At 71.3% G+C, this 14829-nt stretch carries 15 protein-coding genes; 7 read left to right on the top strand and 8 right to left on the bottom strand.

Translation table 11 applies throughout. The features are described from left to right. Position 1 precedes the first annotated feature (1 nt). Together AB0I77_RS32660 and AB0I77_RS32655 are read left to right on the top strand one after the other, a co-directional pair. Positions 2-376, top strand: a complete 375-nt coding sequence (locus AB0I77_RS32660; protein WP_363286332.1) for a PLD nuclease N-terminal domain-containing protein — start codon at positions 2-4, stop codon at positions 374-376. 96 nt (positions 377-472) lie between these two features. Further along, complete coding sequence (locus AB0I77_RS32655) at positions 473-1858, top strand: cytosine permease (protein WP_363286331.1); 1386 nt, start codon at positions 473-475, stop codon at positions 1856-1858. Positions 1859-1873: 15 nt separating this feature from the next. On the opposite strand, the gene AB0I77_RS32650 is transcribed toward AB0I77_RS32655, so the two are convergent. The 4 genes from AB0I77_RS32650 to AB0I77_RS32635 all read right to left on the bottom strand — a co-directional run bounded on the left by AB0I77_RS32650 (position 1874) and on the right by AB0I77_RS32635 (position 5381). Further along, a complete protein-coding gene (locus AB0I77_RS32650) occupies positions 1874-2512 on the bottom strand; it encodes a hypothetical protein (protein WP_363286330.1) in 639 nt (212 codons plus the stop codon). An 89-nt stretch (positions 2513-2601) separates the two neighbouring features. After that, the gene (locus AB0I77_RS32645; protein WP_363286329.1) at positions 2602-4341 is read right to left on the bottom strand and encodes a LamG-like jellyroll fold domain-containing protein; all 1740 of its coding nucleotides are present in this window, start codon (positions 4339-4341) and stop codon (positions 2602-2604) included. Between the two features lie 22 nt (positions 4342-4363). Next, complete coding sequence (locus AB0I77_RS32640; protein WP_363286413.1) at positions 4364-4477, bottom strand: DUF397 domain-containing protein; 114 nt, start codon at positions 4475-4477, stop codon at positions 4364-4366. Continuing rightward, the gene (locus tag AB0I77_RS32635) at positions 4434-5381 is read right to left on the bottom strand and encodes a helix-turn-helix transcriptional regulator (protein WP_363286328.1); all 948 of its coding nucleotides are present in this window, start codon (positions 5379-5381) and stop codon (positions 4434-4436) included. Before AB0I77_RS32635 ends, AB0I77_RS32640 begins: the two co-directional genes overlap by 44 nt. A 113-nt stretch (positions 5382-5494) precedes the next feature. Here AB0I77_RS32635 and AB0I77_RS32630 point away from each other — a divergent pair, with 113 nt between their 5' ends. After that, positions 5495-6109 carry a hypothetical protein gene (locus AB0I77_RS32630; protein WP_363286327.1) on the top strand — a complete coding sequence of 205 codons (615 nt, stop codon included), beginning with the start codon at positions 5495-5497 and terminating at the stop codon, positions 6107-6109. 279 nt (positions 6110-6388) lie between these two features. On the opposite strand, the gene AB0I77_RS32625 is transcribed toward AB0I77_RS32630, so the two are convergent. Next, entirely contained in the window at positions 6389-6883 is a 495-nt protein-coding gene (locus AB0I77_RS32625; RefSeq protein WP_363286326.1) for a GNAT family N-acetyltransferase, read from the bottom strand. Positions 6884-6906: 23 nt separating this feature from the next. Further along, entirely contained in the window at positions 6907-9417 is a 2511-nt protein-coding gene (gene uvrA, locus AB0I77_RS32620) for an excinuclease ABC subunit UvrA (RefSeq protein ID WP_363286325.1), read from the bottom strand. Positions 9418-9498: 81 nt separating this feature from the next. Here uvrA and AB0I77_RS32615 point away from each other — a divergent pair, with 81 nt between their 5' ends. After that, positions 9499-10266, top strand: a complete 768-nt coding sequence (locus AB0I77_RS32615) for a TioE family transcriptional regulator (RefSeq protein WP_363286324.1) — start codon at positions 9499-9501, stop codon at positions 10264-10266. Here the strand turns inward: AB0I77_RS32615 and AB0I77_RS32610 are convergent. After that, positions 10205-10969, bottom strand: a complete 765-nt coding sequence (locus AB0I77_RS32610; protein WP_363286323.1) for a CDP-alcohol phosphatidyltransferase family protein — start codon at positions 10967-10969, stop codon at positions 10205-10207. The genes AB0I77_RS32615 and AB0I77_RS32610 overlap by 62 nt on opposite strands. A gap of 133 nt (positions 10970-11102) precedes the next feature. Between AB0I77_RS32610 and AB0I77_RS32605 the strand changes: the two genes are divergently transcribed. Further along, entirely contained in the window at positions 11103-12017 is a 915-nt protein-coding gene (locus AB0I77_RS32605) for a transglutaminase-like domain-containing protein (protein WP_363286322.1), read from the top strand. Positions 12018-12025: 8 nt separating this feature from the next. Here AB0I77_RS32605 and AB0I77_RS32600 read toward each other — a convergent pair whose 3' ends face one another. Beyond that, positions 12026-13285, bottom strand: coding sequence for a PucR family transcriptional regulator (locus AB0I77_RS32600; RefSeq protein WP_363286321.1), 1260 nt, complete (start codon positions 13283-13285; stop codon positions 12026-12028). A gap of 99 nt (positions 13286-13384) precedes the next feature. On the opposite strand from AB0I77_RS32600, the gene AB0I77_RS32595 reads away from it, so the two are divergent. Both AB0I77_RS32595 and AB0I77_RS32590 read left to right on the top strand, forming a co-directional pair. Further along, the gene (locus AB0I77_RS32595) at positions 13385-13843 is read left to right on the top strand and encodes a nucleoside deaminase (protein ID WP_363286320.1); all 459 of its coding nucleotides are present in this window, start codon (positions 13385-13387) and stop codon (positions 13841-13843) included. Then, positions 13836-14801: a 2-oxoglutarate and iron-dependent oxygenase domain-containing protein gene (locus AB0I77_RS32590; RefSeq protein ID WP_363286319.1), complete on the top strand. Its 966-nt coding sequence runs from the start codon at positions 13836-13838 to the stop codon at positions 14799-14801. The genes AB0I77_RS32595 and AB0I77_RS32590 overlap by 8 nt, the downstream gene beginning before the upstream one ends. The last annotated feature ends 28 nt before the right edge of the window (positions 14802-14829 follow it).

Here is a 14829-nt window from a genome sequence, read left to right as displayed (position 1 = left end):
CATGCTCCGGGTACTGATGTTCCTCGTGCCGCTGGCGCTGAGCATTTACGCGTTCATCGACTGCATCAGCACGAAGGACGAGGACGTTCGCTATATGCCCAAGGCGATGTGGGCGATCGTCGTGCTGGTGTTCCCGCTCGCCGGCTCGATCTCCTGGATCATCGCGGGCAAGAAGCGCCACCCGGCCGGCACGGGCGGTGGCGCGGGCGGCCCCGCCGGTTCGCCGTGGAACCGGGGCGGCAGGCAGCAGTGGGTCGCGCCCGACGACAATCCCGAGTTCCTCAAGTCCCTCAAGGACGAGGACAAGACGGAGAACGAGAAGGACGACAAGAAGGACGACAAGAAGGACGGCGGCGAGGACCCCAAGGCCGACTGACCTACAGGTGACCTACAGGTTGTACGCCGGTAAGCCTCCCGAAGCGGACAGTGCGTCCCTGGGCCGGGCCCCGCGCGGGCGGGACACTTACCTCGCATGACGACTGCTCCCACCGGCTCAGCCAGCGCCACCGCCCCCGAGTACGGTGACAAGGTCATCGCCGTCGAGACGGCGGGCTCGGAACCGATTCCCGATGCCGAACGGCACGGCAGTCCGCTCCAGTTGCTGTGGACCTGGGCCTCCCCGAACATCGAGTTCGCGACCGTCTACATCGGCGTGATCTCGGTGCTGTTCTTCGGCCTGAACTTCTGGCAGGCGACGGCGGCACTGCTGCTCGGCACCGCGCTCGGGTCGCTCACCCACGGGATCCTGTCGCTGGACGGGCCGCGCTTCGGTGTCCCGCAGATGGCGGTCGGCCGCTTCTCCTTCGGTTACCGGGGCAATCTGCTGCCGTCGGGGGTCAACGCGCTGGTCGCGGGCGTCGGTTGGTTCGCCGTGAACAGTGTGAGCGCGGCCTTCGCCCTCAACACACTGACGGACCTGCGTCCCCTCCCCTCCCTGTTGCTGGTGGTGGCCGCCGAGATCGTGATCGGCTTCATCGGCCACAACTTCGTCCACGCCTTCGAGAAGTACGCCTTCCCGGCGCTGACCGTGGTGTTCCTGCTCGCGGGTGTCTGGACCTTCAAGGACGCCGACCTGGGCGGTGCGGGCGCGGGCGGCGGCATCGGCGGCTTCCTGCTCGCGTTCAGCGCGGCGTGGGGGTACACGGCCGGCTGGAACCCGGGCGCCTCGGACTACTCCCGCTATCTCCCGCGTACGGCGAACCGCTTCAAGACCGCCCTCTACCCGGCCGTCGGCCTGTTCGTGTCGGTCGCGATCGTCTCCGTGATCGGCGCGGCCTCGGCGACGATCGCCGCCCCCGAGGGCGCCAGCCCGACGGCCGCCTTCACCGGCCATCTCCCGGGCTGGCTCAGCAACTTGGTGCTGCTGGCCATCATCCTGGGCGCGGTCTCCGCGAACGCGATCAACGTGTACTCGTCGGCCATGTCGATCACCTCGCTGGGCCTGAAGCTCCCGCCGTGGCTCGGCCGCAGCGCGATCGTCGTGCTGGCCGGTGTCGCCGGTACGGCGGCGGCGTGGGCGTCCCTCGCGGACGCGGGGCACGCCTACGAGGCGTTCCTGCTGGTCATCGCGTACTGGGTGGGCCCGTGGCTCGGGATCGTCCTGGTCGAACGGTGGCTCCAGTCCCGTACACCCGACGACGTACTGGCGCGCCGGCTCAGCGACTCGTCCTTCGCCAACTGGCCGGGAATGACCGCCCTGTTGGTCGGCATCGTGGTGTCCGTACCGCTCTTCTCCAACCAGGAGAAGTACGTCGGCTGGGTACCGGAGCGGTGGCCGTCGTTCGGGGACATCACATGCCTGGTCGGGTTCGCGCTGAGCGCCGGGTTGTACGCGGTGCTGCGGCGGGCGCCGCGCTGATGACTGTCCGGTGGGTCAGCCGTGAGCAGGTTGCGCCTGTTCCACGTGCTCGACCCTGAGGTACCGCTCGCCGAACTCCTTCTTGAGGACCGGCCGGGCCCTGTCCGGGTCGTCGACGCCCACGGAAACGAACCCCCGCTCGTCCACGCCGACTTCGCGCACCTGGAAGGTGCCGTCCCAGCGGTTCATGTCGTCGGTGATCCGGTCGGAGAGCGCGTCGAGAACCCCGCGGTTGACGTCGGTGTCGTGCAGCCGGACGGTCACGCCCTTCTCGGCGGCGCCGCAGACGGCGGTGTCGAAGGCGGCGGACGGGATGCGCCACACGTCAGCGGCGTTGTCCTCCTCGTCGACGGACAGGCCGGTGAAGACGGCGGCGTGACGGCCGGCGGCGAGCTTGTCGATGTGGTCCAGGACCCGGTACAGCGGGGTGTCGTCCGGGGTGCCGTCCTCGGGGCCGGGGCCGGGGAGGCTGCCGACGGGCTGCTTGCCGACGCATTCGGAGGGGGCGGATGCGGCAGGCGCGACGGGTGCGACGGGGTCGTCCTTGAGGCCGCCGTCCGTGTGCCCGGTCTGTAGCGCGTCGACCCACAGGGTCGCGGCCATCACCACGGCCGTGGTCGCCGCGCCCGCGCCGATCCATGTGCGGTTCTTCATGTCCCCTCCGTCCCTTTCGGCCGTCCCTTTCGGTCTACGCCGAGCAGTACTGAGACGCCGGAAGGGGCGGAAGGGTTCAGGGCAGGTGGTTACTGAAGTGTCTTGATCCGGGCTGAGGTGAGGGCCCGGTCGAAGACCCGTACGTCCTTGATGGCGCCGGGGAAGAAGTCGCTGGCCTGACCGTTGAAGGTCGCGCGGCCGATCATCAGGCCGCCGGGGGCGGGGGTCGGCTTGGTGTCGTCGGTCTCCGCTTCCTGGACGCCGTTGACGTACAGCCGTAGCTTGCGGTGCGGGCCGTCGCAGACGCCCACCAGGTGTGTCCAGGTGTCCACCGCGGGAGTCGTGTATCCCACGGCGCGCAGGCCGGGGCGAGCAAAGGCCCAGCGCTTCTCGTCCTTCGAGTACTGGAGGAAGAAGCCACTGACGCCGTCGCCTTCCTGGCTGACGGCGGTGGCGAAGTAGCCCGGCACGGTGGAGAGGCGGACCCAGGCCGCGACCGTGAAGCTGCGGCCGGCTCCGGTCCGCACCGCCGGGCCCTCGGTGACGATCTGGCTGCCGGTCCCGTCGAACTCGGCGGCCCCGCCGTCCCCGGCCCGCCAACGGACGTCGGTGGCGGTGCCGTTGTTGCCGCCGACGGTGTCCCGGGCGAGCGCGCCGGAGGCCTCTTCGAGCGGCCAGACGCCGATGGGTTGCGCGGGGTTGGGGGTGGCGGAGGGCGAGGCGCTGGTCCCGTTGCCCGTCGGGGCCGCGTCAGCGCCCTCGTCGGCCGCGGACCGGTTGAGCCAGAAGCCCGCACCGGCTCCGATCGCGGCGACCGTGCCGGCACCGGAGAGCAGGAATGCCCGGCGGCTACGACGGCTGCCGCGGTCGGGGGCTTCAGGGCTTCGGGGGGCCTCCACCTGGGTGGCGGGGTACGCCGGCTGCGCCATGGTGTGCGGGGGCTGCGGGTGCTGCTGGTGCCCCACGTAGCGGTCGGCGGCGTTCGGCCACTGCCCGGTGCGCGAGAGGGTGATCGTAGTGTCGCCGCCGGCCGGGCCGGTCCAGGTGAGGATCTCGCGCGGGGTGGGGCGGCGGGCCGGGTCCTTGACCAGGCAGGCGGAGATCAGTGCACGCAGGGACGGTTCTGATACACCGTCGACCTCGGGCTCGGTGTGCACGACCCGGTAGAGGAGGGCCGGGGTCGGTCCCGTGCCGAAGGGGTTCTCGCCGGTCGCCGCGAAGGCCAGGACCGCGCCCAGGCAGAAGACGTCGGTGGCCGGGGTGATCTCGGCGCCGCTGACCTGCTCGGGGGACATGAATCCCGGCGAGCCCGCCACATGCCCGGTCCCGGTGATCGAGTCGGCCTCGACGCTGCGGACGATCCCGAAGTCGATGACGCGCGGCCCGTCCTCCGCGAGCAGCACGTTGGACGGCTTGAGGTCACGGTGGACGAGGTGCACGGCGTGGATCGACACCAGCGCCTCGGCCAGCCCGGCGGCCAGGCCCAGCACCACCCCCGACGCCAACGGCCCCTGCTCGGCGACCGCCTGCTCCAGCGAGGGCCCGGCGATGTAGCTGGTGACCAGCCACGGCAAGGGCGCGTCCGGGTCGGCGTCGACGACGGGCGCGGTGAACGCCCCGCTGACCAGCCGGGCCGCCTGCACCTCCCGCCGGAAACGGGAGCGGAACTCGGGCCTGCGCACCAGCTCGGGATGCACCACCTTGACCGCGACGAGCCGCCCGCCCGGAGAACGGCCGAGGAAGACCCGGCCCATACCGCCCGTGCCGAGCCGGCTCAGTATCCGGTAGTCCCCGACGGAGCGCGGATCGTCCGGCTCCAGCGCTGCCACAAGTGCCTCCGTGCGCGTGCAGTCAGCGCAGAGCTGACGTGAATACGGACCAGGCGGCGTGACTGACGAGCAGGACCGCGCCGCCTGGGTTCTTACTGTCGCGGACGGGGACGACGCTGCGGAATTCGGGGGCGATTTCGATGCAGTCGCCGCCGTTGTTGCCGCTGTAGCTGCTCTTCACCCAGGTCGCCGCGCCGAGTTCGTGCGTGTCCATGCTGCCCGTACCCTTCCATCGCGTCGCTGATCAGAGCGGCGGACTCGCGGGCTGACGGGATGTCCGCCCTGAACACATCATAGGTCTGGCTATGACGTGCATAGAGGGCCGGATCGTTGTTGAAATGGCCGCCGTCCAGCGACTCCGAGTACACCCACCGCTCGTCGGGCAGTTCGATCAGCGACATGGAGCTGCGGGGGCGGACGAGTCCGAAGAGGCCCGTCGGTACCACCTGGATACGGATGTTGGGGCGCTGTCCGACGCTCAGCAGATGCGCGCACTGATCCCGCATGGCCTCGGGGCTCCCCACCGCGTTACGCAGACAACTCTCGTCCAGGATCGCGACGTACAGCGGACCGCCATCGGCCAGGAAGCGCGGCTGGCGACTCAACCGGGCCCGGACGCGCTCCTCCACCTCGTCACCGCTCGCAACCTGGGAGAACAGCGCACGCGCGTAGTCCGGTGTCTGCAACAGGCCCGGGACAACCTGCTCTTGATACGCACGCAGGGCCACCGCCTGCGCGTCCATCTCGGCCCTGCGCTCGAACCAGTCCGGATGCTGCACCTCCGGATACCAGTCGATCCGCCCCCACAACCGAACCAACACCCCACTCGTGCCGAGCAGTTCGTCGCACTTCTTCGCGAAGGTGTCCTGCGGGACGCGCGTCCCCGCCTCGACACGGGCCACATGCGATCGGTCGCAGGGGATCTCCTTGGCCAGGCCCTCCTGTGTGAGCAGGGCGGCCTCCCGGAAGTGCTTGAGCACCTCGCCGAACACGGCGGCGCTCGTGGCCCCGGCCGCCCCCTCCGCATTGCGCCTCGTCACCGCATCCCCCTCCGTGTCAAAGAGCCAGTCGCACGCGCCAGGCGTTGATACGGGCGGTTCCCGTGGGCGACGCTCAATACACCCAGAGTTACGAAAGGTGCCGGGAGTTGGACATGGTTGAGCGGCTGGAACCGGGAACGATCGTCTACGACCCGCAGACGCGCAAGGTGGGCGAGTACCGGGACAAGGCGGGCCCGTACGCGATGCTGCGGCCGATCGGCGGCGGACGGGAGTGGCAGGCGGACCCGGCCGTGATCCGTGCGGCGACGCAGCAGGAGCGGCTGAGTGCGGGGGTGAAGGCGCTCAACGACCGCTTCCGGGAAGGGCTGGAGAACGCGCCCCGCCCGCCGGTACCGGTCCCCGGTTGCACGCCGTGCGACGAACTGGCGACTCAACGGAACGAGGCGCGGGCCCGGTTCGACAGGAGCGCGGAGACGGACGCGAACGTACTGCTGCGGCAGCACCAGCGCCAGGAACACGGAGGCGCACCGGCGGCCGGGAGCAGGATCTTCCGGTACGTCCCCTACGCGATCGTGCAGGACCCGTCCGCGCAGCCGGAGTACGAGGCGTACTGCGTCTCGGGGGACGAGGCGGACTGCGGTGCGACGTCCGGCCGGTGCCAAGCCCCGGGCGAGGTCGAGGAGTGGCAGCGCAGGCACACCCAGGAGACCCGGCACCTGCGCTACCGCCGCACCTTCGCGGACTACGCGGTGTTCGAGCGACTGTGAGCCGACTGGGCTGAACGCCTGTTGACGACATGACCGTTGGGGCCACTCGCTTCTTTGCCAGTGTCGTGCTTCCACGAGCTGAGTAAAGGGCGCTTCGCGTCGGCTGCGACGATCGGTGAGCGGGTGGCTGAGGGGCATCTCGGGTTCGGCGGCGGCACGGGGCGGCGCAGCCAGCAATTGGAGCGTTTGTTACAGCTCAGCCCGCCCCCACCTGCACATTCGCCCCCCACGCTTGGAACAAACGCTCCAATTACCCAACCCAGCCGCCCTGAACGCCGATCAGCCGGAATGGATGACGAGCGGCATCGGGCTGCCCCGGCCCGGCGCGCGCACCATGAAGACGTCCACCGGATCCTCGGTCTCCAGGGTGAACCCGTGCCGCTCGTACAGGCGCCGGGCCGCACTGCCCTGGAGGACGTTCAAGCGGACCAGGGCGCCGTCGCGGTCGCAGCGCTCCAGCAGCAGGCGCAGCACGCCCGAGCCGATACCGCCGCCCTGGAGATGCGGGTCCAGGTAGAAGTGCTCCAGCCAGTGGGCGTCCTCGGCGGGGCGCAGCGCCACGCAGCCGGCGAACGCGCCGCTCACCTCGATGACCCAGGTGTGTGCCGGGTCGAATCCGTCCCGCAGCCGCTGCCGTACCCGCTGGTCGTCGTAGCGCCCGAGCCGTTCCAGATCCGCCCGCATCACCACGGCACGCAATTCGGCCACCGCCTCGACGTCACCCGCCGAGGCCGGCCGAATGTCCCAGTCCGCCGTGGCTCCCGTGGCCCCCATGATCGCCACGCTAGCGCACCGTTTCAGCGCAGAAATGCCCCCGTCCGGGAAGCCCCTGCCGCCGCCACCTCTTCCGGTGTCCCCTCCGCCACCAGCTCGCCCCCGGCCGAGCCGCCCCCGGGCCCCAGGTCGATGAGCCAGTCGGAGGCACGCATGACGTCCAGGTTGTGCTCGATGGTGATGACGGAGTGGCCCGCGTCGACCAGGCGCTGGAGTACGGCGAGGAGGCGGGCGGTGTCCGCGGCGTGCAGGCCTGTGGTCGGTTCGTCGAGCAGGTACAGCGTGCCCGTCGCCGACCTCCTCCCCAACTCCTTCGCGAGCTTGAGGCGTTGGGCCTCTCCGCCGGACAGGGTGGTCGCCGGCTGGCCCAGGGGGAGGTAGCCGAGGCCCACGTCCGACATGCGGCGCAGCCGGGAGGCCACCGACGGGACGTCCTTGAACACGGTCAGCGCCTCGTCGACCGTCGCCTCCAGGATCTCGGCGATGTCATGACCGTCGTAGCGGACCGACAGCACCTCGCCCTGGAAGCGGCGGCCCCGGCACGCCGGGCACCGCACCTCCACCGCGGGCAGGAAGTGCATGTGCACGGAGAGGACACCCGCGCCCTCGCAGCGTTCGCATCTGCCCCCGCCCGCCACGTTGAAGGAGAAGTGGCCGGGGGTGAGACGGCCGTCCGAGCGCGCCGCGAACGCCTCCCTGATCGGCGTGAACGCCTCCGAGTACGTCGCCGCGTTCGAGCGGGGGATGCGGCTGATCGGCTCCTGGTCGATGGTGACGACCTTGCCGAGGTGCTCCCAGCCGTCGATCGCGTCGTGTTCGGCCGGAGCTTGTGCCGCTCCGTGGAAGCGCCGGCGGGCCGCCCGGTCCAGTACGTCCAGCAGCAGCGTCGACTTGCCCGAGCCGGACGGGCCGGTGACCGTCACCAGGCGGTGCAGCGGGACGCGTACGGTCAGGTCCTTGAGGTTGTGGGCGCGGGCCCCCCGGATCACCAGCGCGCGCTCGCCGTCGCCGCGCCCCGCCGACACCGGCGCGGGCAGGCGGCCCGACAGATAGGCCCCCGTCAGCGAGGTCTCGGCCGCCGCGACCTCCTGCGGTGTCCCCTCCGCCACGATCTGCCCGCCGTCCCGGCCCGCGCCCGGGCCGACGTCCACGACGTGGTCCGCCGCCCGCAGCACGTCGAGGTCATGCTCGATGACCAGCACCGTGTTGCCGAGGTCGCGGAGTCTGCGCAGTACGTCGATCAGGCGGGCGGTGTCGGCGGGATGCAGGCCGATGGTCGGCTCGTCGAGGACGTACAGCATGCCCGTGAGTCCCGAGCCGAGCAGTGCGGCCAGACGCAGCCGCTGCGATTCGCCCGCGGAGAGGCTCGGCGTCGGCTGCTCCAGGGTCAGGTAGCCGACCCCGACGTCGACCAGCCGCCGTACCCGCTCGTCGAGATCGGCGACGACCGGCTCCACGAAGAGCCATTCGTCCGGGGTGGCCCGCTTCCGCAATCCGCCCAGCCAGTCGGCGAGTTCGTCGAGCGGGAGACGGGCCGCGGCGACGATGTCCAGGCCGTGCACGGTGACCGCTCGGCTCTCCGCTCGCAGCCGAGCGCCCCCGCACTCCCCGCAGGGTTCTTTCACCAGCGCCTGCTTCTCGGTCCGCTCCCGGTACTCGGTGTCCTCGATGCGTTCGGCGTAGCGCCGCATCAGCGCCGTCGCCACGCCCTCGAACCGGCCCGCGGTGACGGTCGCGGGCGGCTCGGTGCCGGGGAACCTTCGCCGGAACTGGGGGCTTTCGACGCCGTGCAGCAGCAAGTCCCGCTGGGCGCGGTCCAGTTCGTCGACCGGTCGCTCCGTGTCGAAGGTGAGGCCGTAGTGGCGGGCCGCCGCCCGCAGCACGGGCATCTGGTACTCGGTGACCTTCGGGTTCCAGCCGAGTACCGCGCCCCCGGCGACCGAGCGCCGGCCGTCGACCAGCCGTCGTACGTCCGCCCGGATCACCTCGCCGAGACCGGTGCAGGCCGGGCAGGCGCCGGCGGGCTTGTTGAAGGAGAAGGAGCCCATCACCAGCTCGGGTACGGGGGTGCCGCAGTGCGGGCAGGGGACGGTCTCGCCCTCCGCCTCCTCGTCACCCCCGTCGTACGCGTACGAGTACGACGGGGGAACGCTTCCTCCGCAGCCGGAGCACCGCCGTGTCCCGATCCTCGACCAGAGCAGCCGCAGGTAGGTGAAGACGTCGGTCACCGTGCCCACCGTGGAGCGCGGGCTGCGGCCCGTGGGGTGCTGGTCGACGCTGATCGACGGCGACAGGCCGGTGATCGAGTCGACCGAGGGGCGGCTGACGAGGGCCGTGGCCACACCCCACGACTCCATGTACTGGCGGTGGCTCTCCCGGTGGAGCGTGTCCAGGGCGAGCGTGGATTTGCCGGAGCCGGACAGGCCGGTCATGACGACCAGCTTGGTCTTGGGGATCGCGAGGGTGACGTTCTTGAGGTTGTGCAGACGGGCGCCGTTGACGTGAATGCGGTCGTTTGTGCGGTCGTCATCCATGGCTTCAAGTTTTTCATTGAAGCTCCTGTTGAGGCTTTTGAGCGGGCGGCCGTCGTGGGAGGTGGTCTAACCTTCAAATCCGTGATGAACCGACAGCGCCTGAGGCCCGTCGACCTGGCTCGTCTCGCCGGTGTCTCGACCCAGCAGGTCCGCAACTACGAGGAGGCCGGCGTCCTTCCGCCGGCCGCGCGGACCGACTCCGGCTACCGCGCCTTCACGGATGTCCACCGGCGGGCGCTGCTGACGTACCGTTCGCTCGCCAAGGGGTACGGGCCGACGACGGCGACGCGGATCATGCGGACCCTGCACGACGATGCCGACGTGCCCGCCGCGCTGGCCCTCGTGGACGCCGCGCATGCCGCCCTGCACGAGGAGCGCGTGTCCCTCCGGGCGGCGAGCGAGGCCTTGGAGGCGCTGGCCCGGGAGCAACCCGCGCCGCTGCCCCCTTCGGGCCTGCGCATCGGGGAGGCGGCCGCGCTGATCGGCGTACGGACGTCCGCGCTCAGGGTGTGGGAGGCGGCGGGGCTGCTGGCGCCGGAGCGGGAGCGCGGGACGAAGTACCGCGTCTACAACCCGGCCGATGTGCGCGACGCCCGGCTCATCCACACGCTCCGCCGCAGCCACTATCTCCTCGACCAGATCCGGCCGGTGCTGGAGGGGCTGCGGCGGGAGGGCAGCAGTGCGGCGCTGCGGGCCGCCGTCACCGCGCGCGGGGCGGCGCTGACGGCCCGTACGCGCGCCATGCTCGAAGGGGCGGGCGCCCTTTCCGACTACCTCGGCGCACAGCTCACTTCAGCCGCGACGACGACAGGATCGACAGCAGGTGGGCCGGGACCATCACCCACGTGATCACGGCCAGCGCGCCCAGTGCCCAGCGGGTCCAGTCGATGCCGCCGGTCACTTCGTCGGCGACGGCCGCGACCAGCAGGACCAGGGATGCCTCGATGCCGTTGGTCACGCGGTGGATCTTGAAGGCGGCCAGCCTGCGCACGGTGGCCACGCCCTGGGAGCGCGGGCGGGCCGCCTCGTCGTCGGCGACCGTCAGGCCGCGCCGCGCGCGGGCCACGTCCACCAGGTCGGTCGAGGCCTTCAGCAACACCACGCCCAGGGCGGTCGCGATGCCTATCGACAGCCAGCCCCCGACCCCCGACTCCGCGGCCCGGTAGCCGGCGCCCGCCATCAGCGCCGCGTCCGCCAGGTAGGCGCCGAGGCGGTCGACGTAGATGCCGGACGCGCTGTTCTGCCCCTTCCAGCGGGCGACCTCGCCGTCCACGCAGTCGAACAGCAGGAAGAGCTGCATGAGGATGACCGCGAGTACGGCGCCGGTCAGGCCCGGGATCATCAGCGCGGCCCCGGAGGCGACCCCGCACACCACCATCGTCCAGGTCAGCTGGTCGGGCGTGATGGGCGTGCGCACCAACTGCCGGGTGAAGCGCAGCGAGACGCGCCGCATGTACAGCCGGCCCGCCCAGTGCTCGCCGTTGCGGCTCGCCAGCTTCGCCTGCGGCTGGCAGACCTCCCGCAGCTCCTCCATGACCGGAGCAGCAACCATGACCGTTCTTCCTTCTGCCGGGGCCCAACTGCCGCTGGAGCGGCGGTGGTCGGCACAGGTTACTTGACCTGTTACCAGGGTTGCCCGACCGGACTTCTGGACATTTTGCGGGGAATTCTGACACGGTCCAGTCATGCCCGAGACCCCAGAAGCCCTGGTCTTCTACGCCACCCAGAGCACGTTCTCCGACCCGGGCGACCTCGCCCGCCACTACGCCGGCCTGCCGCAGGAACCCGCCCAACTCGCCCGTATATCGCGGGACTTGCTGATCCACCGGGTCGAGGGCGACCTCTTCGGCCACACCCACCCGACCGACCGCCTCCACAACGACGCGGAGTCCCGCTACGTCGATGACATCCTGCGGATCCTCGTCGAGCGGAACGACGCCCCGCTGTCCGTGCGGCGTGCACCCGGCGACCGCTTCGTCGGGACCTGCCGCGACTTCACCCTGCTGCACTGTTCTCTCCTGCGCCAGGCCGGCATCCCGGCCCGCCTGCGTTCCGGCTTCGCCGACTACTTCGCCTCCACGGGCTTCCACGGTGACCACGTGGTCACCGAGTACTGGGACGAGGAGCGGGGCTGGCTGCTGGCCGACGCCCAGCTGGCCGACCCGGTCATCACCGCCAACTGGCCGGTGGACTTCGACCCGATGGACGTACCGCGCGACCGCTTCCTGGTCGCGGGCGAGGCCTGGCGGGCGATCCGCGAACACGGAGCCGACGAGAAGACCTTCGGGCTGCATCCGCCGGAGGAAGGGCCGTTCCACGGCGAACGGTTCGTCGCGGGCAACATCCGGCTCGACCTCGCCGCCCTCAACAAGGTGGAGACGCTCCTGTGGGACGTATGGGGAGAGGACGAGGGCGAGCCCGGGGAGCCGCTGCCGGAGTCGTCCCGTGCGTTCTACGACCGTGTCGCCCCCGTCGTCTGCGGCGAGGTGTCCTTCGAGGCGGTGCGGCAGCTGTTCGCTCAGGACGACATCCTGCGCACCCCGCGGACCGTGACGTGTTACGCGCCCTTCAACGGGCCGAGCCAGGTCACGCTCCGCTGACGCCGACGTCAGGCCACCGTCCGCAACCGCACCCCCGCCGACTCGCCCATCCCCCGCACCACCCGGTGCGCGCACGCCGCCGCCAGCAGCTCCCCCAGCAGGTCCGGATCGCCGATCTCCAGGCCGAGGAGGGACTCGATCCGCTCCAGGCGCTGGTAGAGCGACTGGCGGCCGATGTGCAGCAGGGCGGCCGTGCGGGTGGGTGAGCAGCCGTTGCGGAGGTGGACCTCCAGGGTGCGGACGAGGTCGCTTGGGTGGGCCGCCTCCCAGGCCAGCAGCGGGCCCAGCGCGTGCTGGACCAGGCCCGCGAGGCGCTCCCGGTTGGCGTCCACGCCGCCCCGGGTCAGCTCCCGTTCCAGGGCCAGAGCACGAGACGACGTCACCAGCGGGCCGTCCGCCGGGCCCGGTTCCGCGGCCGGGACCGTCAGCGCCAGTTCCAGTGCCGTACGGGCCGCGCGCAAGGTGTCGCTCCAGCGCAGCCAGCCGCTGTCGGCGGCGACGGCGTGCCCGACCGCCACCGTCGCCCCGGCCTCAGCGGCCGTACGGAAGGCTTCCTGGACCGCGCGTACGGGATCACCGGGCCGGGCGGCGGCCAGTGCCAGCAGTGCGAGTACGTCCCCCGGGAACGCGGCCCGCAGCACGCCCGCGCCGCCCAGCAGCCGTACCGCTCGGTCGACCGTGCTCGCGTCCCGGGTGCCGTGCAGGGACACTCCGATCAGGCGTGCCCCGGGGCCCGGGTGGAAGCCCGCCAGCGCCGACCTCGCCTCCACCTCCGGCTGGTTCAGCGCCGCCCGGTCCGCCAGGTCCGCCAGCAGCGCGGCCGTATGGTCACCGCCCCAGGGCCGTACGACGGAACGTCCCGACAGGCCCCGCGCCACGATCGCCCGGTTGGCGGCCTCCGTGATCCGGACGAAGGGCACGACCCGGTGCAGGGCCAGGAGAGGAAGCCCCAGGCGGCGGGCCTCGTCGGTCACCTCGTCCGGCATGGACGGCAGCGACCGCCCCACCTCCACCGCGAGCCCGGCCGCGTCCCGCGCCGCCAGCTCCCGCACGTACCGCCGCCGGACCGGCTCCTCGGCGTCCGTCAGACCGAAGCCGTTGGTCAGGAGCAGTTCCCCGCCGTCGAGGAAGTTCGCGCCCTCGTAGACCTCGCTGGAGTGCACCCAGCGGACGGGGCGGTCCAGGGCGTCGGCCCCCGCCAGCAGCTCGGGCTCGGCGGCCCGCACGGGGTCGAGGTCCAGGACTTCACGGAGGGTGAGTGCGGGCACGGGAACCTCCTGGGCGTAGACAGTTCGTCCGGCTGTGGGCTGCCCGGAGAGTACTTTCCGCACGTTGCCCTCGTGTTTCGCCCACAGGAGAGTGAAGGCATGGACCCCATCGATCAGGCTACGGCACGCGGGTGGCTCGCGACCGCCGTCGAGGAGGCCCGCTCCGGGCTCGCCGAGGGCGGCATCCCGATCGGCGCCGCGCTCTACGGCGCCGACGGCACCCTCCTCGGCCGCGGCCACAACCTCCGCGTCCAGGACGACGACCCGTCCATGCACGCGGAGACGGCCGCCTTCCGGGCTGCGGGACGGCAGCGGTCCTATCGCGGTACGACGATGGTGACCACCCTCTCGCCGTGCTGGTACTGCTCCGGACTGGTCCGCCAGTTCGGCATCTCGCGGGTCGTCGTCGGGGAGGCGGACACCTTCCACGGCGGGCACGACTGGCTTGCGGAGCACGGGGTGGAGATCGTGCTGCTCGACGATCCCGAGTGCGTCGAGATGATGCGCGACTTCATCGAGAAGAACCCGGCACTGTGGAACGAGGACATCGGTGAGTAACCCCCGCATTCCCACGATCGACCTGAAGCCCTGGCTGGACGGTGACCCGGACACCCGCGCCGGCATCGCCCGCACCGTCGACGACGCCCTCCAGACCGCCGGGTTCCTGCTGGTCACCGGGCACGGGGTGGACCCGTCGCTGCGCGCCCGCATCCGCGAGGCCGCCCGCGCCTTCTTCGCGCTGCCCGCCGAGACCAAGCAGCCGTACGCCGCGAAGGTCGGCGGGCGCGGCTGGCTCGGGCCGGGTGCGGAGGCCAACGGCTACTCGGAGGGGACCGAGACCCCGCCGGACCTGAAGGAGTCGCTGACGTTCGCCACGCACGAGCACTTCGAGGACCCCGTGGTCGACGCGGAGTGGGCCGCGCCCAATGTCTGGCCCGCGGAGATGCCCGAGCTCCGGGACCTCTGCGAGGAGTACCTGGCGCGGATGGCCGACCTGGAGAAGGAGCTGCTGTCCCTGCTCGGCGAGGCACTCGGGCTCGACGCCGACTTCTTCTCGAAGCACATGGACCATCCGACCTACGGCTTCAACATCAACTGGTACCCGGGCACGGAGGTCGTCGGGGAGCCGCAGCCGGGCCAGTTCCGCATCGGCCCGCACACCGACTTCGGCACGGTCACGATCCTCGACCGGCAGGCCGGCAAGGGCGGCCTCCAGGTCTGGACGGACGAGGGCGGCTGGGAGGACGCGCCCTACGACCCGGCCGCGTTCACCATCAACATCGGTGATCTGATGGCCCGTTGGACGGGTGACCGGTGGCGCTCGGGCCGTCACCGGGTGCTGCCGCCGCCGGCCGACGTCCCCGCCGAGGAGCTGATGTCGCTGGTCTACTTCGGCGAGTGCACTCCGGGCACGCGGGTGGAGTCGGTGCCGGCGCCGGTGGGGCGGGTGGCGTACGAGCCCGTCGACTCCCACGCGTACCTGCGCGAGAAACTCGATTCGATCACGGTCGGCTGAGGTGTCGAGACTTTCGTAACACAACGGA

The sequence above is a fragment of the Streptomyces sp. NPDC050619 genome, assembly GCF_040654815.1.
Lineage (GTDB): Bacteria > Actinomycetota > Actinomycetes > Streptomycetales > Streptomycetaceae > Streptomyces.
The sequence above is the reverse complement of the archived record's forward strand: the minus strand, read 5'-3'. Positions and strand labels throughout refer to the sequence as shown.